Raw genomic sequence first — 23,433 nt, 5'->3', positions numbered from 1 at the left:
CGCGCACGCCGGCGGCCCGCCGGTCACCGGTCGGCGGTCGGCGGCGTCTCCGCTTGTTCTACCTGCTGGATGAGTTGCTTGAGGTGGGCGATCTCGTCCCGCAGGGCGGCCTGACCGGCGACGGTGAGGGTTACCCAGGTGCGCGGGCGCTTGCCCTCGTAGCCCTTCTCGATCTGGATCAGCTCGGCCTTCTCCAGGACGGCCAGGTGCTGCCCGAGGTTGCCCGCGGTCAGCTGCAGGGTGGTACGGAGGAAGCCGAACTCGACCTGGCGGGCCTGGTGCGCGATGGCCATGATGCCGAGCCGGACGCGCTGGTGGACGACGTCGTCGAGGCCGTTGGCGGGGTGATCGGTCATCGCGTGCGAACCTCGGGGGTCGGCCGGAACAGGGCGAAGGCGGCGGCGCCCAGCAGCAGCACCGCCGCCGGGACGAGCAGGTACGGCAGGAAGAACCACGGCGACGACGAGCGAATGACCTGGTTGCCCTGCACCATCCCGATCGCCAGGTAGCCGAGGGTGTACGCGAGCAGCGCCCAGTGGCGTTCGACCCAGGCGAGCACCAGCAGCGCCAGCCCGATCGCCGCCAGGGGACTGGCCAGCCCGTTGACGAGCCACACGGCTGGCCCGACCTCGATCTGCACCGGGTCGGTGGTGAAGGGATCGGCGGGCTGGGGAAGGAGCGGATGGAACGTCAACCAGACCGACACGGCCGTCATCAGGACGGCCAACGCGACGCCGACGACGACGTAGGGGCGGATGGTGGTGCCCACGCCGCGCCGTCGGGACTGCCTGATGTAGAAGGCTGCGATCGCCGCGTAGGCGAGCAGCAGCGCGACTGTCCAGTACCCGAGCTCCGCCGGGTTGGGCGCCTTGCAGACCGTGTGCTGCGGGCGGGATCGGCAGGTGCCGAAGACGTCGAGGTAGGGGGCGTACCGGTAGACGGGTATCGCGACCAGGGTGATCGTCGCGAAGACCAGCAGCGGGAACCAGGTGGCGCGCTGGGCGACACGGACGCGGCGTGTCAGGTCACGCACGGCCGCCAGCAGCTCGTGAGGGCTGTTCGCCTGGGGAACGGACTCGTGTGCCATGAAGTTAGCTTTGCATCACAGACCTATCTGCACAAGAGAAACCAGCCGCATTCCGCGGGCCGTGCCGTGCCGGGAGATCGCAGGCGCAACCGGGTGGAGCGTGGGTGATCAACCAGGCGCAAGCACTGGCGGACGTGATCCGCGAGACAGGACCTGACGGCACGGAGGCCGAATCGTGGCCGGGGGCCGCACTGGAGTTGTCGCCGTCAGGCCAGGCCGCGCCGGGTCAGCGCGGGCGGCCGGTCGCCCCGGATGGACGCCACCATGTCGAGCACCCGGCGGGTCTCGCGGACCTGGTGGGCGCGGAACACCCGGGCGCCCAGCCAGGCCGACACGGCGGTGGCCGCCAGGGTGCCCTCCAGCCGCTCGGGCACCGGCAGGTCCAGCGTCTCGCCGACGAAGTCCTTGTTCGACAGGGCGACCAGCAGCGGCCAGCCGGTCTCGGTCAACTCGCCCAGCCGCCGGGTGATCTCCAACGAGTGCCGGGTGTTCTTGCCGAAATCGTGCGCCGGGTCGATCAGGATGCCGTCCTGCCGGACGCCGAGGCCGACCGCGCGCTCGGCGAGGCCGGTGACCGTCGCGAGCACGTCGGCCACCACGTCGTCGAAGGCGGCCCGGTGCGGCCGGGTCCGCGGGGCGAGCCCGCCCGCGTGCGAGCAGACCAGCCCGGCGCCGGTCGCCGCGGCGACCCGGGCCAGCGCCGGATCCGCCCCCGACCAGGTGTCGTTGAGCAGGTCGGCGCCGGCCGCCACCGCCTCCACCGCCACCTCGGCCCGCCAGGTGTCGATCGAGATGACCACGTCCGGGAAGGCGGCCCGGACCGCGGCGATCGTGTCCACCGTCCGGCGGATCTCCTCGGCCACGTCGACCTCGTCGCCGGGCCCGGCCTTCACCCCGCCGATGTCGATGATCTCCGCGCCCTCGGTCACCGCCCGCTCGACCGCGCGCAGCGCGCTGTCCTGCGCGAACGTGGCGCCCCGGTCGAAGAACGAGTCCGGCGTGCGGTTGACGATCGCCATCACGACGAGGTCGCCGGGGGAGAAGGTCCGCCCGCCGAGCCGCAGCGCCCCGGTCATGCCCGCCTCCTCCGCGCCGATCTTCCACCGGTCGACCCCGACGCTATCCGGTCCCGCCCGGCCCGGGCCGCGCGGCGTCGCCGGGCCCCCGCCCGCCCCGAGGACCCAGCGGCGGCGATTCCGATCGGTGGCGGCGGAGGGCTCGCCCGATCCCCGCCCGCATGCCACGATCTCCCCATGGGTGAGGTTCTGCTCCTCTTGGTCGTCGCGCTGACCGTGGCGGCGGTGGTGTTCGGGGTGACGGTGCTGGTCTCCGGGCGGGATCCGGGCCTGGCGCCGGTCGAGCCGGACGGCCGGGCCGTGCCGCTGCCGGGCAGCCGCCCCCTGGACGAGTCGGACGTCGCCGAGGTGCGCTTCGACACCGCGCTGCGCGGCTACCGGATGGCGCAGGTCGACGCGGCGATGCGCCGGGCCGCCTACGACATCGGCTACAAGACCGAGCTGATCGGTGTGCTGGAGGCCGAGAACGCCGCCCTCCGCGAGGGCCGGACCGAGGAGGCCGACGCGCTGCGCCGGGCCCGCGCGGAGGCCGCCGCGACCGGTTCGGAGGCCGAGGCCCCCGCCCCACCGCCGGTCACCGCTCCGCCCGCCCCCGGCGCCGAGCCGCCGACCGCCGAGGCCGGCGTGGCCGAGGCCCCGGCCGCCGCCGCCGTCGAGGACGTGGCCACCCTGCCGTCCGCCGCCCCGGCCACCGGCGGGCCCGCCCCTGTCGCCCCGGTGGCGGCCCACGTCGACGAGACCCCGCCCGAGGTGGGCCTCCGGCCGCCCACCGACCCGACCGACCGCGATCCCACCGGGGCGCGCGACGACGACCCGATCGCCGACTCCGACTCCGAGCGCGGGCCCGTGGTCCGCTCGGAGTCCGCGTGACCGGCGCGGACGGTGGCGCCGGCTTCGCCGAGGCGGCGCAGCCCGGGGCCGCCGAGGTCACCGCGTCGGTGATCGTCGAGGCGCCGGCCGAACGCGTCTTCGCCGCGCTGACCGCCTGGGAGCGGCAGTCCGACTGGATCCCGCTCACCACCGTGCGGGTGGTCGAGGGGGACGGCGGCGAGGGAAGCCTGGTCGAGGCGGTCACCGCGCTCGGTCCGGCCGTGCTCCGCGACGAGATGCGGGTGGTGCGGGTGGACGCGCCGTACGAGGTCGGCGTGGTGCACTGCGGCAAGCTGCTGCGCGGGCCCGGTGTGCTGCGCTGCACCCCCATGGAGCGGGACCGGACCCAGGTGGTCTGGCACGAGTGGTTCCACCTGCCGGGCGGGCCGGCCGGCCGGGTGGCCTGGCCGGTGCTCTGGCCCGGCTCGAAGTTCAGCCTGACGCAGGCGTTGAAGAAGTTCGCTCGGCTGGTCGAGCAGGGCCGGCTGCCCTGACCACCGGTCGTCGCCCGTTGTCGGTGGGCTGACCTACCGTGTACGGCGTGACTGACCTGGTGACCGGCGCCGACGGGCTGCCCCGCTGCGCCTGGGGGGCGAGCACCCCGGACTACGCCGTCTACCACGACGAGGAGTGGGGCCGGCCGCTGCGCGGCGACGACGCGCTCTACGAGCGGCTGACGCTGGAGGCGTTCCAGTCCGGCCTGTCCTGGCTGACCATCCTGCGCAAGCGGCCCGCGTTCCGCCTGGCCTTCGACGAGTTCCGCATCGACAAGGTCGCCGGCTACGGCGAGGCCGACGTGGCCCGGCTGCTGGCCGACGCGGGGATCGTCCGCAACCGGGCCAAGGTCGAGGCGGCCATCGCCAACGCCCGGGCAGCCCTGGCGCTGCCCGACGGGCTCTCCACGCTGCTCTGGTCCTACGCGCCGCCGCCCCGGGCGGCCCGGCCGCGGTCGTTCGCCGAGGTGCCGGCGCTCACCCCGGAGTCGACCGCGATGGCCAAGGCGCTCAAGAAGAGCGGCTTCCGCTTCGTCGGCCCGACCACGGCCTACGCGCTGATGCAGGCCACCGGAATGGTCGACGACCACCTGGCCGGCTGCCACGTGGCCGGTGACCGACCGGCGGCCTGACCCGCCGACGGACGCGACGGGACCGGCCGCGGTCCGGCGTGATGGTATTGGGACATGACCGACACCCAGCCGCGGACGAGCGGGACGATCGAGGGCGGCACGGCCCCGGGCGCTTGGGCGGTGCTGCTGCCCGCCGAGCGCTACGAGGCCGAGCGGCTCGTGCACCACGACACGCTGGAGCTGACCGGGCTCGACGAGGCCGCCGGGCCCCGGCCCGGTGACCCGGTGGCGGTGCTGGTCGATCAACCGCTGCGGCTGGTGGCGCTCGGCCGGGTCGCAGCGGCCAGCGGGGAGACCCGGGAGGACCCGGACGACCCGCAGTCCGAGGTCGGCCCGGGGGTGCTCGCGGTGACGTACACCCGGCGGGTCCTGGACGAGCCGGTGCCGGTCGCCGACCTGGCCCTCGACGGGCCGGTCACCGGGCTCGACCCGGGCCGTTTCCGGGAGCTGGCCGACCGGATCGGCCCGCCGCCGGCCCGCCGCTCCTGGCTGGTCAGCCTCGACCTGCCGATCGAGGCGGCCTCACCCGCCGAGGCCGTCCGGCTGTTCTGGGCCTACGTGCAGGAGCTGGGCCCGCGCGAACTGCCGGCCTTCGTCTCGCCGGCCGGTGACGAGCTGGCCATGCAGGCGTTCGTGCTCGGCGCCGAGGCCAACCAGGATCCCGAGGAGGACGACTGACCCGCGACGGGTCAGCGGCCCTCGAAGACCGGCTTCTGCTTGTTCACGAACGCCATGGTGGCGGCCCGGTGGTCGGCGGTGGCGCCGCAGATCGCCTGGGCCTGTGCCTCGGCGGCCAGCGCGTCGGCCAGGGTGCCGGCGTCGGCGATGGAGAGCTGGCGCTTGATCGCCCCGTACGCGACGGTCGGGCCGGCGGCGAGCCGGGCGGCCAGCTCCTGCGCGGCCGGGAGCACCTTCTCGTCGTCGTCGACGAGCCGGGTGAGCAGGCCCAGCCGGCAGGCGTCCTCGGCGCCCACCGGCTCGGCGAGCATCAGCAGCTCGACGGCCTTGGCGTGGCCGACCAGCCGGGGCAGCGTCCAGGAGGCGCCGGTGTCGGCGGCCAGCCCGACGCCGGCGAAGGCCATCAGGAACCGGGTCTTCGGGCCGCCGATGCGGAAGTCGGCGAGGAACGCCAGCGAGGCGCCGGCGCCGGCGGCCATGCCCCGGACCGCGGCGACGACCGGCTTGGGCAGGTTGGCCAGCCGGGCGGCGATCGGGTTGTAGTGCGCCCGCACGGTGCCGAGCGGGTCGGCGTCGGCGGCCTCCAGCGTCTGCACGTGCTCCCGCAGGTCCTGCCCGGCGCTGAACGAGCCGCCCGCGCCGGCCAGCACGACCGCCCGGCAGGACCGGTCGGCCTCCAGCTCGGCCAGGGTGTCCCGCAGCGCCTCCTTGAGCGCCACGTCCAGCGAGTTCATCGCCGTCGGGCGGTTCAACGTCAGGGTGACGACGGCGTCGGTGCGGTCGACGAGCAGCGGCTCGGTCACGTTTCTAACGACCCTTCTGTCGGGCGAGGCGGTTGCTGGCGTCGAGGCACTGCTCGACGTACCGGTCGGCGGCCGGCCGGAGCCGGGCCGCGTGCCGGTCGAAGAAACTGGCGGCGCTGCTGCCGGGCCAGCGCTCGGGGAGCAGCGCGGGCGGTAGCTGCGGGTCCCGGAACAGGAAGGTACGCCACGCGTGCACGAGCCGGAACCGGGCCGCGTAGGCCTCCTCGTCGCTGCTGCGCACGGTCACGCCGCTGAGCAACGGCTTCTGCTCGGCGACGAACCGCTCGTACGCGCGGCCGATCTCGGCCAGGTCCCAGGCGCGCCGGACCACGCCCATGGCGCCGGGGGTGCCGGAGGTGTGCGCGGCGGTGAACCGTTCGAAACGCACCCCGGCCTCGGCGAGCAGGACGTCGACGTCCTCGCCCGGGCGGGTCGCCACCCAGGTGCAGTCGTCCAGCGTGCCGTAGCCGAGGAAGGACAGGTTGGCGGCGAGCCGCTGCCGGTCCCGGCGGGACGCGGGCGCGTCCAGCACCAGGAGGTCGAACCGCCCGTCCCAGGCGTGCCGCCCCGTGCGGTAGATCCGGGCGCCCGCCTCGTCGAGTCTGCGGGCCGCCTTCGGTGTGATCGAATATCCGGGCCCGGAGGCGAGCCGGAGCGGTTCGAGCCAGCCCTGTCGGACCATCCGGGAGACCGCCGTGCGGACCGCCGGCGGGGCGATCCCGAGCGGTGCCAGCAGCTTGACCAGGGCGGCGACCGGTGCGCGGCCACCCCTCGCCCGGAGGTGGTCGCCGTACAGGTCGAAGAGTGCCGACCGTGCCTGCATGACCGCACATTGTGACAGGCCTATCCAAGATAAGCTAGATGCTGTTACATCAATGCTGCTTCGGTTTGGGTCCGGCGGTGTTCATCAGGGAAAATCGTTGGTCGACGCCCCCGCGACGGTTGCGGGTGGTCATGACGAAGTGGCTGTGGGGCAACCCACCGACCCTGGTGTAGGTCTGAGGGGAGACAACATGGCGGCGATGAAGCCGCGGACGGGCGACGGTCCGCTGGAGGTCACCAAGGAGGGCCGGGGCATCGTCATGCGGGTCCCGCTGGAGGGTGGTGGCCGGCTCGTCGTCGAGATGACTCCCGACGAGGCCACCGCGCTGGGTGACGCGCTGAAGGCGGCTGCCGGCTGATGCGGCGAACGGTTCGCGCGACGTCCGTCGTGCGAACGGTTCGCCATACCCTGAGCCACCGGCGATGCCGGTGGCTCAGGGCCTTCCTCGCCCATTGAGCGGCAAAGTGTCCCGCTTCGAGCAGTTTCGGAGGTACGGTCCAGCGTGCTGGCCATTCGTCTGGTGAGCGGGCCCGCGCGGCCCGACAACCTTGTCCTGCCCGTTCGTCCCGAAGGGCCGGACGCTCCGGCCACGCTGGTTCCCACCGCCGTCCCGCCCGGCGACGACGTCCGGGCCGAGGCGGCCGCGCTGCTGCCCGCCGCCCGGCTCACCGGCGCCGCCGGCGAGGTGCGGGAGCACCTGCGTCCCGGCGGCACCCCGGCCCGGCTCTGGCTGCTCGGCGTCGGCGACGGCGACGAGCACGGCTGGCGGGTCGCCGGCGCGGCGCTGGCCCGGGCCGCCAAGGATGAGACGCACATCACGATCACGGTGCCGGACGGGGCCACGGACGCCCTGCGCGGCCTGGCCGAGGGGTTGCTGCTCGGCTCCTACCGCTACCGGCTGACCGAGGCCGGCGGCTCGCCCGCGCTGGCCGAGGTGGACGTCGTGGTCGGCGACCCCGAGGCGCTCGCGCCGACCCTGGCCGCCGCCCGGACCACCGCCGAGATGACCCGGCTGGCCCGGGACCTGACCAACACCCCCTCGTCCACCAAGAACCCGGAGTGGTTCGCCGCCCAGGTGGCCTCCGCCGTGTCCGGCCGTGCCGACCTGCACCTGCGGGTGCGCGGGCCGGAGGAACTGGACGCCGAGGGCTTCGGCGGCATCCTGGCCGTCGGCGGCGGCTCGGCCAGCGGCCCCCGCCTGGTCGAGCTGGACTGGCGGCCGGCCGGTGCGCGTACCCACGTGGTGCTGGTGGGCAAGGGAATCACCTTCGACACCGGCGGCATCTCGATCAAGCCGGTGCCGGCTATGAAGCTGATGCGCAAGGACATGGCCGGGGCCGCCGCGGTGGTCGCCGCCACCCTGGGCGCCGCCGCGCTGGGCCTGCCGGTGCGGGTCACCACGCTGGCCCCGCTCGCCGAGAACAGTGTCAGCGGCTCGGCGTTCCGGCCGGGCGACGTGATCCGCCACTACGGTGGGATGACCAGCGAGAGCACCAACTCCGACGCCGAGGGCCGGCTGGTGCTCGCCGACGCCATGGCGTACGCCGTCCGGGAGCTGAAGCCCGACCTGATGGTCGACCTGGCCACCCTGACCGGTGCGAACGCCGTGGCGCTGGGCAAGCGGCACGCCGCCCTCTACAGCGAGAACGACGACCTCGCCGCCGACCTGCTGGCCGCCATCACGGCGGCCGGCGAGCGGGCCTGGCGGATGCCGCTGGCCGACGACTACGTCGAGTACCTGGGCAGCGACATCGCGGACCTGCACAGCTCCCCGGCCCGGGGCGCCGGCTCGGTGGTGGCCGCGCTCTTCCTCCGCGAGTTCACCGGCGACCTGCGCGACCACTGGGTGCACGTGGACATGTCCGCGCCCTCCTGGTCGGACGACGTGCACGGCGAACTGGTCAAGGGCGCCACCGGCTGGGGCGTCCGCGGGCTGCTGCGCTGGCTGGCCACGCTGGGTTGACCGGGCGGGGCGGTCAGCCCTTCACGGCGGCGAGCAGGCCGTGCCCGACGGGCAGCAGCGCCGGCACCCAGTGCTCCGACTCGCGGATCGCCTTGATGGTCTCCCGCACGGTCACGGTCTCCACGTCGCGGGCGGCCGGGTCACCGATCCGGCCGCCGGCCAGGGCGCCGTTGAGCGCGAGCACCCCGCCGGGGCGCAGCAGCCGCAGGGCGGCGTCCACGCAGGCCGCGAAGCCGGTCGCCTCGGCGTCGACGAAGACCAGGTCGTAGGCGCCGTCCGCGAGCCGCGGCAGCACGTCGAGGGCGCGGCCGGTGATGATCCGGGTACGTCCCGACGCGAAACCCGCCTCCTGGAACAGCCGCCGGGCGATGCGCTGGTGCTCGACCTCCACGTCGATGGTGGTGAGCACCCCGTCGGGACGCATGCCGCGCAGCAGCCAGACACCGCTGACTCCGGTGCCGGTGCCGATCTCCACCACCGCCCGGGCGTTCCCGGCGGCGGCGAGCAGGCGCAGCGCGGCCCCGGCGCCCGGCGTCACCGCGTCCACACCCACCTCGTGGGCGAGGGCGCGGGCGGTCCGCAGCACGAGATCCTCGGTGACGTACGACTCGGCGAACTGGAGCACCTGGGCGGTCGAGTTGCCGGAGCCGGCGACCGTGGCGATGGGACACCTCCGGGCGGACTGGTGCGAGGGGTCGGTTGGCACTGAGAGCCTAGAGGCGCGCCTCGACACGCGCAGCCGCGAGTCCGCCCTGAGACGATCACGCGCGGCAACCCCTGACTCCACTCGGGGCATCCGTGCAATCCTGGACGGAGTCCCACGCGGCACGGCCGGCTCCAGCGACCGCCCGGCGTGGGGCGTGGGGGACGGACTGGGAGGCACCGACGTGACCGACGGCTGGGACTGGCGCCAGCCCGGCGGGGGCCCGGCACCGGCGGGAGGGCCGGCACCGGGGCAGCCGCCGCAGGGCGCCGGGGGTGGCACCTCGCCCTGGTGGTCCGACGCGCTCGCCGACCCCTGGCGCGACCCGTACGCGCCCGCTGCCGTGGTGGTCCCGGCCGCCCCGGTCACCGGGAGCGGCGAGCCGGAACCGGTGACCGACCCGGACGCCCCGAGGCGGCCGGGCCTGCGCCAGGTGGTGCTGGTCTCGCTGATCACCGCCCTGCTCGCCGGCTCGCTCGGCAGCGCCCTGACCTACGCGTTCCTGCGCACCGGCGGGGCCGTGCCGACGCTCGGGGCGCAGGCCGGGCAGGCCCCGGCGCTCGCCCAGCGCAAGCCGGAGTCACTGGCCGGGGTCGCCGAGAAGGTGCTGCCCAGCGTGGTCACCGTCCGAGTGGCCAGCCTCGGCGGCACCAGCGAGGGCTCGGGCTTCGTGGTGAGCGCCGACGGCCACATCATCACCAACGACCACGTGGTCGCGGGCGGGCCCGGCAAGGCCACGGTGGTCTTCAACGACGGCAGCACCGCACCGGGCACCGTGGTCGGGCAGGACCCGGAGTCGGACATCGCCGTCATCAAGGTGACGCGGACCGGGCTGAAGCCGGTGGAGTTCGGTGACTCGGACGCGCTCGCCGTGGGCGACCCGGTGCTCGCCATCGGCTCGCCGCTGTCCCTGGCCAACACGGTCACCGCCGGCATCGTGAGCGCCCTGGACCGCACCATGATGGCCGGCGAGCCGGGCGGGCCGACCCGCTACTACGCGGCGATCCAGACCGACGCGGCGGTCAACCACGGCAACTCCGGCGGCCCGCTGGTCGACGGGGCCGGCCGGGTGGTCGGGGTGAACTCGACGATCAAGTCCCTGGTCGCCGACGGGCAGGAGGCCGGCAACATCGGGCTCGCCTTCGCCATCCCGATCAACCAGGCGAAGCGGGTCACCGAGGACATCATCGGTACCGGGAAGGCCCGGCGCACGGTGATCGGCGCCCAGGTCGGCGGCACCGGCGTGAGCGGTGGCGGCGTACGCCTCAACAACGTCGAGCCGGCCGGGCCGGCGGCGGCCGCCGGGCTGCGGACCGGTGACGTGGTGCTCCGGCTCGACCGGCACCCGATGAACGATCCGACCGATCTGGTGGCGCTGGTCCGCAAGTACGCACCCGGTTCGGTGGTGACGGTGGAGTACCGGCGCGGGTCCAACCGGCAGAACGCGTCGGTGACACTCGCCGCAGACGCCAAGTGAGGTCCCCTCACCCCCTCCCGGCCGGCCACCTGACGTGCGTAGTCTTGCCTTGACGCGCCACGAGGAGGCCGAGTGTTCGAGAACCTGAACTGGTGGGAGATCGGCGCCCTGCTGCTCCTGGCACTGTTGATCTTCGGGGACCGGCTGCCCACGGTGATCAACGACGGCCTCCGGATGGTCCGCAACCTGCGCAACATGGCGCGGAACGCCACCGGTGACCTGAGCCGCGAGCTGGGCACGGACATCCAGCTGGAGGACCTGCACCCGAAGGCGTTCATCCGGAAGCACCTGCTCAGCGAGGAGGACGAGCAGGCCCTCCGGAAGCCGCTGCAGAGCATGTACGACAACCTCCGCTCGGACGTCACCGGCGTGCACGACAACCTGAAGGACGTCGCCAAGGCGGCCGACCTGCGCACCACCGGCAACACCGGCGGCACCCGCCCGGCCACCGCCACCGGCGGCGCCCCGGCACCGGCACCGCGCCCCTCCTACGACGACGCCACCTGACCCCTACCCCGGGCGCCCGGCGCAACGGAACCGACCCCCCTCGGCAGGGCCGGGGAGGGTCGGTGAGGGGCGGGAGCGGTCAGCGGCCGGCGGGCTTCAGGCCCAGGGGCTTGCCGAGCAGCGACTCGCGGCGCACCGCGAGGCGGTCGGCGACCTCGACGAGCGCCCGGGCGGCCGGGGCGTCCGGCTGGGCCAGCACGATCGGGTTGCCGGCGTCGCCGCCCTCGCGCACCCGGGTGTCCATCGGGATCTGCCCCAGCACCGGCACCTGCGCGCCGATGGTCCGGGTCAGCGACTCGGCGACGGCCGCGCCGCCACCGGCCCCGAAGACCTCCATCCGGGAGCCGTCCGGCAGCTCCAGCCAGGACATGTTCTCGATCACACCGACCACCCGCTGGTGGGTCTGCAACGCGATGGCGCCGGCCCGCTCGGCCACCTCGGCGGCGGCCGCCTGCGGGGTGGTGACGACCAGGATCTCGGCGTTCGGCAGGAGCTGGGCCACCGAGATGGCGATGTCGCCGGTGCCCGGGGGCAGGTCGAGCAGCAGGACGTCCAGGTCACCCCAGTAGACGTCGGCGAGGAACTGCTGCAGCGCCCGGTGCAGCATCGGGCCGCGCCAGACGACGGCCGCGTTGCCCGGGGTGAACATGCCGATCGAGATGACCTTCACGCCGTGTGACTGCGGCGGCATGATCATGTCCTCGACCCGGGTGGGCGCGCCGTCGGCGCCGAGCATCCGGGGCACCGAGTGGCCGTAGATGTCGGCGTCCACCACGCCGACCGAGAGGCCGCGGGCGGCCAGCGCGGCGGCCAGGTTGACCGTGACGCTGGACTTGCCGACGCCGCCCTTGCCGCTGGCGACCGCGTAGACACGGGTGCGGGAGCCGGGCTGGGCGAACGGGATGACCGGCTCGGCGGTGGCCCCGCCGCCACGCAGCTTCGACTGGAGCTCCTGGCGCTGCTCCGGGCTCATCACGCCGAACTCGATCTGGACGCCAGCCACGCCGGGCACCGCCCCGACGGCGGCCGTGATGTCGTTACGCAGCTTGTCCTTCAGCGGGCAGCCGGCCACGGTGAGCAGCAGCTCGACCCGGACCACGCCGTCGTCGCCGATCTCGGCGGAACGGACCATGCCCAGCTCGGTGATCGGCCGACGGATCTCCGGGTCGTTGACGGTGGCCAGGGCGGCCTGGATCGCGTCGGAGACGGTGCTGACGGGTGCTGACATGTCCGCAATGCTACGTCGGTGGTCATCGGCGTCCGCCGTTGGCGGGGGGCGGTGTGAGCGAATCGATGGCCGCCCGAGGGGTGGACGGGCCGTGTCGCGAAGTGGGACGATCGGACCGAACGCCGCTCGCCTGGCCCCTTGAGGCGCGCGGCGTTCAATACGTTCCGGGCTCAGCCCTCGAAACGCCCGTCGCGGGCGAAGTCGCCGTCGAGGTCGTCGCGGGGCTCGTCGAGCGGCTCCCCGCCGGCCTGCCGCCGGGCCTCCCGCTCCTGCTGCCGGCGCTCCAGCTTCCGCCGCCGCTCGGCCGCCTCGTCCAGCTCCTCGGCCAGCCGGGTCAGCTCCGAGCGGAGGAAGTCCCGGGTCGCCACCTCGCCCAGGGCGATGCGCAGCGCGGCGATCTCCCGGGCCAGGTATTCCGTGTCGGCCTTCTGCATGGTGGCCCGCCGTCGGTCCTCCTCCAGCGCGATCCGGTCCCGGTCGGCCTGCCGGTTCTGCGCGAGCAGGATCAGCGGGGCCGCGTACGAGGCCTGGAGGGAGAGCACCAGGGTCAGGAAGGTGAAGGTGTACGGGTCGAAGCGCAGGTTCTCCGGGGCCAGGGTGTTCCAGGCGAACCAGGCGGCGATCACCAGCGTCATGTAGACGATGAAGTTCGCGGTGCCCATGCCCCGCGCGATCCCCTCCGACCAGCGGCCGAAGGTCTCCGCGTCGATCCGCGGCAGCTGCAGGCCCCGCGGCGACCGGGGCTGGTCCAGCCGCTCTCGTCGCTGGTCAGCCATTGTCGCCGTCCCGGGGCGCCTCGTCGGCGGCGGACGCGGCCGACATGACGTCCCGGTCCCGCCAGTCCCGCGGCAGCGAGTGGTCCAGCACGTCGTCCACGGTCACCGCGCCGACCAGCCGCATGGTCCGGTCCACCACCGGCATGGCGACCAGGTCGTACGTGGCCATCCGGCGCGTGATCTCGGGCAGCGGGGTGGTCGGCCGCAGCGGGTCGATGTCGTTGACGACGACCCCGCCGAGCAGGTCGGCCGGTGGCTCCCGGAGCAGCGCCTGGAAGTGGACCATGCCCAGGTAGCGCCCGGTGGGCGTGGTGAGCGGGGCGCGGGTCACGAAGACCTGCGCGGCCACGGCGGGGGAGAGCTGCGGCTCGCGGATCCGGGCCAGCGCCTCGGCCACCGTGGCGTCCGGCGGCAGGATCACCGGCTCGGAGGTCATCACGCTGCCGGCGGTGCCGGAGGCGTAGCGCAGCAGCTGGCGGACCGGCGTGGCCTCGTCCGGCTCCATGAGGTCGAGCAGCACGTCCTGCTCCGGCGGGGGCAGCTCGTTGAGCAGGTCGGCGGCGTCGTCGGGGTCCATCTCCTCCAGCACGTCCGCGGCGCGTTCCCGGTCCAGCGCGGCCAGGATCTCCACCTGGTCGTGCTCGGGCAGTTCCCCGAGCACGTCGGCGAGGCGCTCGTCGTCCAGCGCGGCGGCGACCTCGTTGCGCCGGGCGTCGGGCAGGTCCTGGAGGGCGTTGGCCAGGTCGGCGGGGCGCATGTCCTCCAGCACGGCGAGCAGGTTGGCCGTACCGCGGTTCTCGCCGAGGGTGCCGAGGCCGCGCACCCGGTCCCACTCCACCTGGTGCAGGTGGCCGCGGCGGGCGAGCCGGCTGGTCTGCTCGCGAACGGCGACGCGGGTGAGCGCCCACTCGCCGCCGCGGCTGCGCTCCATGGCCACGTCGACCACCGAGCCGGCCTGCCCGGTGTCCAGCTGGACCCGCCGGTCCAGCAGCTCCTGGAGCACGAGCAGCTCGTTCGGGCGCTTCTCGAACCGGCGCAGGTTGAGGGTGCCGCTGCCGAGCACGACGGCGTCCGCGTCGATGGAGGTGATCCGGTTGATGGAGAGGAAGATGCGCCGCCGCATCGGCATCTCGGCGACCAGCCCCACCACCTCGGGCGGGCGCTGGGTCGGCCGCATCCGGGCGACGGCGTCCCGGATCCGACCCACCTGGTCGCCGTTCGGGTCGAAGACGGCGACTCCGGCGAGTCGAGCGATGTAGACCCGGTTCGGCGTGCTCACGGGCACCAGCCTAAGGGCCTAGTGTTTATCAACATGTCGACCTTGGCCTACGAGATCGTGGACGTCTTCACCGATCGCCCGTTCGCCGGCAACCCGCTGGCCGTGGTGTTCGGCGCGGAAGGGCTCGCCACCGAGCAGATGCAGGCGCTCGCGCTGGAGTTCAACCTGTCGGAGACGGTGTTCGTGCTGCCGCCCACGCAGGTCGGTGCGACGTACCGGGCGCGGATCTTCACCCCGGCCGAGGAACTGCCGTTCGCCGGTCACCCCAGCGTGGGCGCCGCGGTGACCGCGAGCCGGCGCGGCATGTTCGATGTGGGCAGGATCACCCAGGAGTGTGGCGCCGGGGTGCTGCCCATCGAGGTCACCCCCACCGGCGCGACCCTCACCGGGGGCACCCCGACCCTCGGGCCGGAACTGGACCCGGAGCCGCTGCTGGAGATGGCCGGCCTCACCGCCGCCGACCACGCCGGCCCGGCGCCCCGGGTCGCCGGCTGCGGGCTCGAATTCCCCTACCTTCCGGTACGCCCGGACGCGGTGGCCCGCGCCAGGGTGAACGCGGCGGCGGCGGAGCGGTACGGCGTGGAGCACGTCAGCGTCTTCTCCTGGGACGCCGACTCGCAAACCGCGCACGCCCGCGTCTTCGTGCCGGGCCTCGGCGTACCTGAGGACCCGGCGACCGGCTCGGCCGCCCTGGGCCTGGGCGTCTGGCTGGTGGCCAGCGGGCTGCTGCCCGGCGAGGGCCGCTCCGAGTACGCGGTCCGCCAGGGCATCGAGATCAACCGGCCGTCCGCGCTGGCCTGCACGGTGACCGCGGCCGGCGGGGTGGCGGTGGGCGCGACGGTCGCCGGCCACGTCATGCCGGTGGCCCGGGGCGAGATCGCCGTCCCGCCCTTCGTGGGCTGAGCCGGGCCGGATGCGGGAGGATGCCGGAGTGAGCGACGAGGTCGGCGAGCGGACCACCACACCGCTGGTGGACGAGGCCATGAAGAAGGCGGCCGTCTGCTGGGTCAGCGTCGGCGGCGGCCCGGCGTACGGCCTCTGGTGTCTTCCGCTCGACGGCGCGCTGCTGGTGGTGAGCGGCCCGGGCGAGCAGTCCGCACCCGGGCTGGCCGACGCGGACGCGGCCGAGGTGACCCTGCGCGGTGACCACGGCGGCCGGATCGTGACCTGGCCGGCCCGGGTCACCCGGCTGCGGCCGGGCAGTGCGGAGTGGGAGACCGCCGCGCCCCTGGTCGCCGCCAAGCGGCTGAACGCCCCGGGCCCCTCCGCCGACCTGGTGGCCCGCTGGGCGGCCGAGGGCTGTGCGGTGAACCGGCTGAGCCCGGCGGGCACCGCCGTGGCCGGCGGGGACCTGCCGGCCGACTCGCTCGCCGAGCAGCCCCGGGAGACCACGGCGGTGCGCGCCACCCGCAAACCCTTCCGGCTGCACAAGGTCCGCCGGCGCTGAGCCGCCGTCAGCCGACGGTGACCGGGTCGAGCACGTCGAGCACCTCGGTGAGCGAGGTCAGCACCCGGCCGTCCCAGCCGTGGTCGGCGTTGAACACCATGTGGCCGGTCAGGTCCGGGGCGGCCAGCCGGACGGCGGTCAGGCCGGCGCGCTCGGCGCCGGTGAGTTCCTGGCTGCCGCCGTCGCCCACGTAGAGGCAGTCGGCCGGCGCGAGGTCGAGCCGGTGGCAGGCGTCCAGGTAGAGCGCCGCGTCGGGCTTGCAGCGACCGACCTGCACCGAGAAGATCCGCACGTCGAGCAGCGGGGCGACCGCCAGCTGGGGCAGGAACGCCGGCAGCTCGTGCGTGCAGTCGCTGATCAGGCCGGTGCGGACGCCCCGCCCGCGCAGCGCGGCCAGCACCGGCACCGCCTCGGCGCGCAGCCGGGTGTCGGCGCGCACGGCCCGGTGCCGGGAGGCGACGGCGGCGCGTACCGCCTCGTCGGAGGGATCCACGCCGGCCTGCTCGCAGACCCAGCGCAGGGTCGCCTCGGCGTTGCCGAACCGGCCGCTGGCGCGCTGGTAGTAGCTGCGGTCGAGCACCTCGACGAGGGTGTCGGCCGAGCAGCCGAGCAGCTCGGCGATGGTCCGGTGGGCGGACCCGCGCTGGACGCAGCGGGTCAGCGTGCCGAAGAAGTCGAACAGCACCGCCTGGTATCTGGGCATGGGGAACGGCTCCGGACGTCGAGGGGGATCGCCGGGACGCGCATGATCGTAACGGAGTGCTGACCGTCCGTGGTGTCGGGCGGCGTGTGAGTATTGCTCTCCGTGCCCCACGCTCCGCACCGCCCGCCGCTCGACGCGCTGACCGTCGGCGCGCTCGCGCTGGCCGTCACCGCCGTCTCGTCCTCCGCGCCGCTTGTCGCGTTCGCCGCCGCGCCGGCCCTCGCCATCGCCTTCTGGCGCAACGTGCTGTCGCTGGCCGTGCTCGGCCCGGTCTCGGTGACCCGGCGGCGGGCCGAGTTCCGGGCGCTGACCGTCGGCCCGGGCCGGCGGGAGGGCCTCTACTGCGTACTCGCCGGGGTGGCCCTGGCCGCCCACTTCGCCACCTGGATGCCGAGCGCGCAGCTCACCTCCGTGGCCGCGGCCACCGCGCTGGGCGCCACCCAGCCGGTCTGGCAGGGGCTGATCGCCCGCTGGCAGGGGCGGCGGCTGCCCGCGGCGGTCTGGGCCGGCATCGCGGTCGCCGTGCTCGGGGCGGTGCTGGCCACCGGGGCCGACTTCGGTGTCTCCGGCCGGGCCTTCGCCGGCGACCTGCTGGCCGTCGCGGGCGGCATGTTCGCCGCGGTCTACACCGCCTTCGGCGAGCGGGCCCGGGCCAGCATCAGCACCACCACCTACACGACCATCTGCTACGGGGTCTGCGCGGCGATCCTGCTCGTGGTCTGCCTGGTCGGCGGGGTGCGCCTGCACGGTTACGACGGCGGCACCTGGCTGGCGATCCTCGGCCTGGTGGCCGGCGCCCAGCTCCTCGGCCACTCGATGTTCAGCTACGCCCTGCACCGGGTCTCCGCCACCACGATCAGCGTGCTGATCCTGCTGGAGGCGCCGGGCGCGGCGCTGATCGCCGGGGTCTGGCTGGGTCAGCTGCCCCGGCCGCTCGCCCTGCCGGGGCTGGCCCTGCTGCTGGCCGGCGTGGCCGTCGTCGTCCTCGGCGGGGCCCGGGCCGGCCGCCGCGCCGTGCCGGTCGCCGTGCCCGCCGACCCCGTCCCGCTGGCCGACTGAGGCGGTCGTCCGGCCGCCGATCGTGGCCATTCCGCCTCGCGCGGCCGGCTCGTCAAGCAGAGTGCGAACGTGGAGGCGGGACGCGAACGGCACGACGACGTCGAGCACGGGAGCCTCGTCACGCCCTCCGCCGAGTTCCCGCCGCTCGGCCCGCCCGAGCGGGCGGCGCTCGGCCGGATCGGGGAGCGGTGGCGCGCACCACGCGACGGTGACCTGCCCGTCGACCCGACCCTAATCCGCAGCGACCGCCGGCCGGTCCCGACCCGGTTCGGCCGGCTGGCGCCGTTCGAGATGTTCACCGTGGAGAAGCCCGACGAGCTGGTCGCCACCGAGCGGGCCAACCTGCCGGGCTCGCGGCTCGGCCGGGCGTCGACCCGGCTGCGCCGGGCCCTGTTCGGGCCGCCGTTGTCCAGCGCCGCCGTGCTCTACGAGCGGATGCGCAAGCTGGTCGCCCTGCCCGTGCTCTCCTCCGACCTGCTCAGCTCGGTGGCGTACGGGCCGGAGGCGATGCTCACCGTGCTGGTGCTGGCCGGCACCGGGGCGCTGGTGGTCTCGCTGCCCCTGGCCGCCGTCCTGGTGGTGCTGATGGTCGCGGTCGGCGCGTCGTACCGGCAGACGATCCAGGCGTACCCGCACGGCGCCGGCTCGTACGTGGTGGCGGGCGACAACCTCGGCAGGCTCGCGGGACTCGCGGCGGCGGCCGGGCTGATGGTCGACTACGTGCTCACCGTGTCGGTTTCGGTGGCGGCCGGCGTGAACGCGGTGACCTCGGCGCTGCCCGGGTTCGCCCCGGCCACGGTGCCGCTCGGGGTGCTGGTGATCGCCGTGCTGCTGGCGGCCAACCTGCGCGGCGTACGCACCGCCGGGAACATCTTCGTGCTGCCCACGTACGCCTTCGTGGTGGCCGTGCTGGCGGTGCTGGTGGTCGGCTACGCGCGGGCGGCGGGCCGGGGCTTCGCGCCGGTGCCGCCGCCGGCGGTGCCGGCCGCCGAGGGGCTGGGCCTGCTCCTGGTGCTCCGCGCGTTCTCCTCCGGGGCGGTGTCGATGACCGGCATCGAGGCGGTGTCGAACGCCGTGCCGGCGTTCCGGCCGTCGGAGTGGCGCAACGCCCGGGCGACGCTCGGCTGGATGGTGTTCCTGCTGGTGCTGCTCTTCGCCGGGCTGACCGGGCTGATCCGGCTGGAGGGCCTGGTCCCGGTGCCCGGCGAGACGATGCTCTCCCAGCTGGGCCGGGTCACCTTCCCGACCGGACCCTGGTACGCGCTGCTCCAGGTGGCGACCACGCTGATCCTGCTGCTGGCCGCGAACACCGCGTTCAACGGCTTCCCCCGGTTGCTGTTCTTCATGGCCCGGGCCGGCCACGCGCCGCGCCGGTTCCTGCACATGGGCGACCGGCTGGCGTTCAGCAACGGGATGGCCGCCCTGGCGGTCGCGGCGGGGGTGGTCTTCGCCGCGTTCGGCGGGCACACCCAGTCGCTCATCCCGCTCTACGCCGTCGGCGTCTTCCTCGCCTTCACCCTGTCCCAGGCCGGCATGGTCGTGCACTGGCGGCGCCGCCGGGGGCGGGGCTGGCGCCGGCGCCTCGCGGTCAACGCGGTCGGCGCCACCCTCTCGGGGCTGGTGCTGCTCACCGCCGCCGTGTCGAAGTTCACCGAGGGCGCCTGGGTGGTCGCGGTCGCGGTGCCGCTGCTGGTCCTGCTGTTCCTGCGGATCCACCGCCACTACGCCACGCTGCACCGGGCGCTGGCGCTGCACCCGCCCGCGACCGCGCCGCCCGGACCTGCCGGGTCCGCCGAGGGCGAGGAACTGCCGCAGGAGGTGCGCCACCTGGTTGTCGTGCCGGTGGCCCGGCTCAACCGGGCGTCGCTGCGGGCCTTGGCGTACGCGGCGTCGCTGGGCCAGCCGACGCTGGCCGTGCACATCGCTCCCGAGGAGAGCGAGGCGGACCGGTTCCGGGAGGAGTGGCGGGCCTGGGGCGACCACCTGCGGCTCGAGGCGATCGTGTCGCCGTACCGGGCGGTGATCGGGCCGCTCGCGCACTATCTGGAGGCGCTGCACACCACCCGGCCCGAATTGACGCTGACCGTGATCGTGCCGGAGGTGGTGCTCCGCCGCCGCTGGCACCGCCCGCTGCACAGCCGCGCCGAGCAGCGGCTCCGCGCCGCCCTGCGGGCGCTGCCCGGCGTGGTGGTCACCAGCGTCCCGGTGCACCTCGCCGAGTGAGCGTCACAGGTACGCCGCGAAGTGGTCGGCCACCAGCGCGGCGACCGCCTCGGCGTCCCGGCTCCCGTCCACCTCGACCACCCGGATCCCCAGGTCCCGGGCCCGGGCCACGGCGTCGGCCGCGACCAGTTCGTCGCGGGCGATCCGGTTGCGCCAGGCCCGTTCCGGGTCGCGCACCCCGGGGTGGCGCGCGGCCGCCCGGGGCAGCCTCGTCACCTGGTACGCGCGGAACTCCGGTGTCGGCACCAGCACGACCATCTGCCCGGTCGACTCGACGACCGGGGCGACCAGTTCCGGCCGCAGCCCCCAACCCTCGGCGACGACCCGGCGGCCGCTGACCAGCGCGCTGAGGTCGTCCAGCACCCAGGCGAACCGGCGCGGGAACCCGGCCAGCGTCTCGGCCGCCATCCGCTCCGGGCCGGGGTCCACCCAGACCGCGTCCGGCTCGGGCCCGGCGGGCGGGTCGCCGCGGCGGACCCGGTCGGCCACCCGCCGGTCCTCGTGCCCGCGGGCGTCGTGCCGGTCGTAGAGGTACGCGGTCAGGCCGTGGCGCAGCGCCAGGGTGACGGCGAGAGTGGTCTTGCCGGCCCACTGGGCGCCACCGATCCAGAGGGCCTGCCGCGCGGTGGCGAGCGGATCGAAGTCCATGCCTCGACCCTGCTGGCGGCCGAGACCAAGATCAAGTCTTGTCCTCGGCCGGCCGCCGTGATGAAGTGGGAAGGTCAGACGTCGTGGACGTCGAGGACCCGGGTGGTGGGGGCGCTGTCGCCCAGCGCGGCCCGCAGCGCCAGCCGCTCCGGGTCCGCCATGAAGGCCTCATAGCCGGCCCGCGCGGCGAACCGGATCACGTGCACCTCGGTCGTCCCGTCCCCCGTGCGCAGCCGCCGCTCCAACCGCCCGCCGTGCCGTCCGAGCAGGGCGAGCACGGCGTCCTCGTACCGGCGGCCGGCCTCGGGGTCGGCGCTCAGGTCGACCAGGGCGACCAGCAGGGGCACTTCCGTCGGTTCGGTCATGCGGCGGAGTATCGCAGCGTCCGGCCAGCCCGGGCGGCCCGGAAACGGATCAGGCGTCGATCCCGACGGCCCTGGCGCTGGCCGTCCAGAGCCGGGCGGCGAGGGCCGGATCGCTGGCCTTGGGCAGTGGCCGGCGGAGCCGCCGGTCGGCGTAGTAGCCGCCGTCGACCAGCCGGGCCGGCTCCTGGTTGGCCAGCCAGACCAGGGTCTCCGCGCCCCGCTCCGGGCTGCGGAACGGCAGCAGCCGCATGCCGAGGGCGACCAGCCGGCTCTCGTTGCCGAACCGGGTCCGCACGACGCCCGGGTGGAACGAGTGCGCCGGCATCTCCGGCCAGCGCCGGGCCGCCTCGGCGGCGAACAGGATGTTCGCCTGCTTGCTGGTCCCGTACGCGCGCATGGGCCGGTAGCGGCGCAGCGCGGCGTTGAGATCGTCGGGGTCGAGCACACCGCTGCGGTGCGCGCCCGAGGCGGTCACCACCATCCGGCCGACCCGGTCCCGCAACAGGTTGCTGAGCAGGAAGGGCGCCAGGTGGTTGGCCTGCATGCTCAGCTCGAAGCCGTCGACCGTGGTGACCGGCTGGAGCACGATCGCCCCGGCGTTGTTGGCCAGCACGTCGATCCGGTCGTACGCGGCGCGCAGCCGCTCGGCGAGCCCGCGTACGTCGTCCAGCACGGCGAAGTCGGCGCGGAACAGCTCGGGTTGCTCGCCGCAGCACTCCCGGAGCCGTTCACCGGCGGCGCGCAGCCGGGCCGGATCCCGGCCGACAAGTACCACGCGGTCGCCGCGTCGCGCCAGGTCGACCGCGGCGGCGAGGCCGATGCCCGAGCTGGCGCCGGTCACCACCACGGTCCGACGCTCAGTGAGATCTTCCACAGGTCCATTCACCCCGGTCACGGCACGAGGTTACCGTGGCGTCACAACGCCCCTTTGGGATCGTTAAGTTTCTCGTCTTCCACCTGGTGGCGTCGGCGTGCCCGCGGACGCTGGAAGGAGCGCACCCATGGCCGCAGTCGGTCGCCCCCGCCGGTCCTGCCTGGCGGTACCCGGCTCCAGCGTCAAGATGCTCGGCAAGGCCCAGGGCCTCCCCGCCGACCAGGTCTTCCTCGACCTGGAGGACGCGGTCGCGCCGCTGGCCAAGCCGGACGCCCGGAAGAACATCGTCGCCGCGCTGAACGAGGGCGACTGGGCCGGCAAGACCCGGGTGGTCCGGGTGAACGACCTGACCACGGCGTGGACCTACCGGGACGTCATCGAGGTGGTCGAGGGCGCCGGGGCCAACCTGGACTGCATCATGCTGCCGAAGGTGCAGAACGCCGAGCAGGTGCACTGGCTGGACCTGCTGCTCACCCAGATCGAGAAGACGCTCGGCCTGGAGGTCGGCCGGATCGGCATCGAGGCGCAGATCGAGAACGCGGCCGGCCTGGTCAACGTCGACGCGATCGCGGCCGCCTCGCCCCGGGTCGAGACGATCATCTTCGGCCCGGCCGACTTCATGGCCTCGATCAACATGAAGTCGCTGGTGGTCGGTGCGCTGATCCCGGACTACCCGGGCGACCCCTACCACTACATCCTCATGCGGATCCTGATGGCCGCCCGGATGCACGACAAGCAGGCCATCGACGGCCCGTTCCTGCAGATCCGGGACACCGACGCGTTCCGCGAGGTGGCGAAGCGCTCGGCCGCGCTGGGCTTCGACGGCAAGTGGGTGCTGCACCCCGGCCAGATCGACGCGGCCAACGAGGTCTACTCCCCGGCCCAGGCCGACTACGACCACGCCGAGCTGATCCTCGACGCGTACGACTGGTACACCTCGGAGGCGGGCGGGAAGCTCGGCGCCGTGATGCTCGGCGACGAGATGATCGACGAGGCGTCCCGCAAGATGGCGCTGGTCGTCGCCGCCAAGGGCCGGGCCGCCGGCGTGAGCCGCACCTCGTCGTTCACCCCGCCCGTGGAGTGACCGCGAGCCGTTGACCGCGACGGGCCGCCCCGGCCGACCGGGGCGGCCCGTCCGCGTCAGTAGCTGCTGGAGCTGTCCGAGTTGATGGCAATGACGATCATCACGACGTAGAAGATGATCAGCAGTACCAGCAGGGCGGTGAGGATCCAGCCCACGATGATGGCGGCCTTCGCCATGCCCTCGCCCTGCTCGCCGGTCTGCCGGATCTGCTTCCGGGCGACGTGGCCCATGATCGCGCCGACCGGGGCGGTGATGCAGGAGGTGAAGCCGACCAGCGAGAGCACCAGCGCCACGATGGCCAGGGTGTTCGTCTTGCTGGACGGGGGCGCGTAGCCGGGGTACGCCGCCGGCGGGTAGCCGGCCACGGCGTAGGGGTCGCCGGCCGGCGGGTAGCCGGGCGCGGCGTACGGGTTGCCGGGCGGCGGGTAGCCGGGCGCGGCGTACGGATCGGGGGACTTCGCGACGGCGTAGGGGTCGGCGGGCGCGTACGGGTCCGCCGAGGTCGGCTGGGTCGGGATGGGGTTGCCGGCCATCGGCAGCGTCGGGTCGACCGGAGGACTCGACTGTGGCCCGGCCGCCGACGGGTCGTGCCAACCACCGGGCGGTGGGGAATAGGTCATCAGATCATCTCCAT

At 74.4% G+C, this 23,433-nt stretch carries 27 protein-coding genes; 13 read left to right on the top strand and 14 right to left on the bottom strand.

Features of this window, described 5'->3' with window-relative positions; all coding sequences use genetic code 11:
- Positions 1–23: 23 nt before the first annotated feature.
- The 3 genes from NFX44_RS30200 to folP form a co-directional block, all read right to left on the bottom strand.
- Positions 24–356 carry a transcriptional regulator gene (locus NFX44_RS30200; protein WP_262286993.1) on the bottom strand — a complete coding sequence of 111 codons (333 nt, stop codon included), beginning with the start codon at positions 354–356 and terminating at the stop codon, positions 24–26.
- Positions 353–1,087, bottom strand: coding sequence for a hypothetical protein (locus NFX44_RS30195; protein WP_262286992.1), 735 nt, complete (start codon positions 1,085–1,087; stop codon positions 353–355). The genes NFX44_RS30200 and NFX44_RS30195 overlap by 4 nt, the downstream gene beginning before the upstream one ends.
- Positions 1,088–1,293: 206 nt before the next feature.
- A complete protein-coding gene (gene folP, locus NFX44_RS30190; protein ID WP_262286991.1) occupies positions 1,294–2,163 on the bottom strand; it encodes a dihydropteroate synthase in 870 nt (289 codons plus the stop codon).
- A gap of 177 nt (positions 2,164–2,340) precedes the next feature.
- On the opposite strand from folP, the gene NFX44_RS30185 reads away from it, so the two are divergent.
- From NFX44_RS30185 to NFX44_RS30170, 4 genes are read left to right on the top strand one after another with little or no spacing between them, the layout of a single operon-like run.
- Positions 2,341–3,033: a DivIVA domain-containing protein gene (locus tag NFX44_RS30185; RefSeq protein WP_262286990.1), complete on the top strand. Its 693-nt coding sequence runs from the start codon at positions 2,341–2,343 to the stop codon at positions 3,031–3,033.
- Positions 3,030–3,527, top strand: coding sequence for an SRPBCC family protein (locus NFX44_RS30180; protein WP_262286989.1), 498 nt, complete (start codon positions 3,030–3,032; stop codon positions 3,525–3,527). The genes NFX44_RS30185 and NFX44_RS30180 overlap by 4 nt, the downstream gene beginning before the upstream one ends.
- A gap of 47 nt (positions 3,528–3,574) precedes the next feature.
- Positions 3,575–4,159: a DNA-3-methyladenine glycosylase I gene (locus NFX44_RS30175; RefSeq protein ID WP_262286988.1), complete on the top strand. Its 585-nt coding sequence runs from the start codon at positions 3,575–3,577 to the stop codon at positions 4,157–4,159.
- Positions 4,160–4,213: 54 nt separating this feature from the next.
- On the top strand, positions 4,214–4,837 hold the full coding sequence (locus tag NFX44_RS30170) for a hypothetical protein (protein ID WP_262286987.1): 624 nt from the start codon (positions 4,214–4,216) through the stop codon (positions 4,835–4,837).
- An 11-nt stretch (positions 4,838–4,848) separates the two neighbouring features.
- On the opposite strand, the gene NFX44_RS30165 is transcribed toward NFX44_RS30170, so the two are convergent.
- Together NFX44_RS30165 and NFX44_RS30160 are read right to left on the bottom strand one after the other, a co-directional pair.
- Positions 4,849–5,640 (bottom strand): enoyl-CoA hydratase/isomerase family protein, encoded by a 792-nt coding sequence (locus tag NFX44_RS30165; RefSeq protein WP_262286986.1) that lies wholly within the window; start codon positions 5,638–5,640, stop codon positions 4,849–4,851.
- 4 nt (positions 5,641–5,644) lie between these two features.
- The gene (locus NFX44_RS30160; protein ID WP_262286985.1) at positions 5,645–6,463 is read right to left on the bottom strand and encodes a PaaX family transcriptional regulator C-terminal domain-containing protein; all 819 of its coding nucleotides are present in this window, start codon (positions 6,461–6,463) and stop codon (positions 5,645–5,647) included.
- 190 nt (positions 6,464–6,653) lie between these two features.
- Between NFX44_RS30160 and NFX44_RS30155 the strand changes: the two genes are divergently transcribed.
- Together NFX44_RS30155 and NFX44_RS30150 are read left to right on the top strand one after the other, a co-directional pair.
- Positions 6,654–6,821 carry a DUF3117 domain-containing protein gene (locus NFX44_RS30155; RefSeq protein WP_013283866.1) on the top strand — a complete coding sequence of 56 codons (168 nt, stop codon included), beginning with the start codon at positions 6,654–6,656 and terminating at the stop codon, positions 6,819–6,821.
- A 144-nt stretch (positions 6,822–6,965) separates the two neighbouring features.
- Positions 6,966–8,426, top strand: coding sequence for a M17 family metallopeptidase (locus NFX44_RS30150; RefSeq protein WP_262286984.1), 1,461 nt, complete (start codon positions 6,966–6,968; stop codon positions 8,424–8,426).
- A gap of 13 nt (positions 8,427–8,439) precedes the next feature.
- Here NFX44_RS30150 and NFX44_RS30145 read toward each other — a convergent pair whose 3' ends face one another.
- Positions 8,440–9,051 carry an O-methyltransferase gene (locus tag NFX44_RS30145; protein ID WP_262287032.1) on the bottom strand — a complete coding sequence of 204 codons (612 nt, stop codon included), beginning with the start codon at positions 9,049–9,051 and terminating at the stop codon, positions 8,440–8,442.
- A 247-nt stretch (positions 9,052–9,298) separates the two neighbouring features.
- Between NFX44_RS30145 and NFX44_RS30140 the strand changes: the two genes are divergently transcribed.
- Entirely contained in the window at positions 9,299–10,606 is a 1,308-nt protein-coding gene (locus NFX44_RS30140; RefSeq protein WP_262287031.1) for a S1C family serine protease, read from the top strand.
- A gap of 72 nt (positions 10,607–10,678) precedes the next feature.
- On the top strand, positions 10,679–11,113 hold the full coding sequence (locus NFX44_RS30135) for a preprotein translocase subunit TatB (protein ID WP_262286983.1): 435 nt from the start codon (positions 10,679–10,681) through the stop codon (positions 11,111–11,113).
- A gap of 79 nt (positions 11,114–11,192) precedes the next feature.
- On the opposite strand, the gene NFX44_RS30130 is transcribed toward NFX44_RS30135, so the two are convergent.
- From NFX44_RS30130 to NFX44_RS30120, 3 genes are all read right to left on the bottom strand, one after another.
- A complete protein-coding gene (locus NFX44_RS30130; protein WP_262286982.1) occupies positions 11,193–12,341 on the bottom strand; it encodes an Mrp/NBP35 family ATP-binding protein in 1,149 nt (382 codons plus the stop codon).
- A 170-nt stretch (positions 12,342–12,511) separates the two neighbouring features.
- Positions 12,512–13,117, bottom strand: a complete 606-nt coding sequence (locus tag NFX44_RS30125; RefSeq protein ID WP_262286981.1) for a DUF1003 domain-containing protein — start codon at positions 13,115–13,117, stop codon at positions 12,512–12,514.
- Positions 13,110–14,396 (bottom strand): CBS domain-containing protein, encoded by a 1,287-nt coding sequence (locus NFX44_RS30120; protein WP_262286980.1) that lies wholly within the window; start codon positions 14,394–14,396, stop codon positions 13,110–13,112. Before NFX44_RS30120 ends, NFX44_RS30125 begins: the two co-directional genes overlap by 8 nt.
- Positions 14,397–14,429: 33 nt before the next feature.
- Here NFX44_RS30120 and NFX44_RS30115 point away from each other — a divergent pair, with 33 nt between their 5' ends.
- A complete protein-coding gene (locus NFX44_RS30115; RefSeq protein ID WP_262286979.1) occupies positions 14,430–15,299 on the top strand; it encodes a PhzF family phenazine biosynthesis protein in 870 nt (289 codons plus the stop codon).
- A 10-nt stretch (positions 15,300–15,309) separates the two neighbouring features.
- The gene (locus tag NFX44_RS30110) at positions 15,310–15,843 is read left to right on the top strand and encodes a hypothetical protein (protein ID WP_262286978.1); all 534 of its coding nucleotides are present in this window, start codon (positions 15,310–15,312) and stop codon (positions 15,841–15,843) included.
- A 7-nt stretch (positions 15,844–15,850) separates the two neighbouring features.
- Here NFX44_RS30110 and NFX44_RS30105 read toward each other — a convergent pair whose 3' ends face one another.
- Positions 15,851–16,546, bottom strand: coding sequence for an HAD family hydrolase (locus NFX44_RS30105; RefSeq protein WP_262286977.1), 696 nt, complete (start codon positions 16,544–16,546; stop codon positions 15,851–15,853).
- A gap of 102 nt (positions 16,547–16,648) precedes the next feature.
- Between NFX44_RS30105 and NFX44_RS30100 the strand changes: the two genes are divergently transcribed.
- A complete protein-coding gene (locus tag NFX44_RS30100; RefSeq protein ID WP_262286976.1) occupies positions 16,649–17,605 on the top strand; it encodes a DMT family transporter in 957 nt (318 codons plus the stop codon).
- 69 nt (positions 17,606–17,674) lie between these two features.
- Positions 17,675–19,828 carry an APC family permease gene (locus tag NFX44_RS30095; RefSeq protein WP_262286975.1) on the top strand — a complete coding sequence of 718 codons (2,154 nt, stop codon included), beginning with the start codon at positions 17,675–17,677 and terminating at the stop codon, positions 19,826–19,828.
- Between the two features lie 3 nt (positions 19,829–19,831).
- On the opposite strand, the gene NFX44_RS30090 is transcribed toward NFX44_RS30095, so the two are convergent.
- The 3 genes from NFX44_RS30090 to NFX44_RS30080 form a co-directional block, all read right to left on the bottom strand.
- Positions 19,832–20,476 (bottom strand): hypothetical protein, encoded by a 645-nt coding sequence (locus NFX44_RS30090; protein WP_262286974.1) that lies wholly within the window; start codon positions 20,474–20,476, stop codon positions 19,832–19,834.
- Positions 20,477–20,550: 74 nt separating this feature from the next.
- A complete protein-coding gene (locus tag NFX44_RS30085) occupies positions 20,551–20,841 on the bottom strand; it encodes a hypothetical protein (protein ID WP_262286973.1) in 291 nt (96 codons plus the stop codon).
- A gap of 49 nt (positions 20,842–20,890) precedes the next feature.
- Positions 20,891–21,715, bottom strand: a complete 825-nt coding sequence (locus tag NFX44_RS30080; RefSeq protein WP_262286972.1) for an SDR family NAD(P)-dependent oxidoreductase — start codon at positions 21,713–21,715, stop codon at positions 20,891–20,893.
- Positions 21,716–21,842: 127 nt separating this feature from the next.
- Between NFX44_RS30080 and NFX44_RS30075 the strand changes: the two genes are divergently transcribed.
- Positions 21,843–22,799: a CoA ester lyase gene (locus NFX44_RS30075; RefSeq protein WP_262286971.1), complete on the top strand. Its 957-nt coding sequence runs from the start codon at positions 21,843–21,845 to the stop codon at positions 22,797–22,799.
- 56 nt (positions 22,800–22,855) lie between these two features.
- Here NFX44_RS30075 and NFX44_RS30070 read toward each other — a convergent pair whose 3' ends face one another.
- On the bottom strand, positions 22,856–23,419 hold the full coding sequence (locus tag NFX44_RS30070; protein WP_262286970.1) for a DUF4190 domain-containing protein: 564 nt from the start codon (positions 23,417–23,419) through the stop codon (positions 22,856–22,858).
- Positions 23,420–23,433: the final 14 nt, after the last annotated feature.

The organism is Micromonospora sp. MA102 (genome assembly GCF_025460765.1).
GTDB classification, from domain to species: domain Bacteria; phylum Actinomycetota; class Actinomycetes; order Mycobacteriales; family Micromonosporaceae; genus Micromonospora; species Micromonospora halotolerans.
This window is presented reverse-complemented; position numbering and strand designations above follow the sequence as displayed.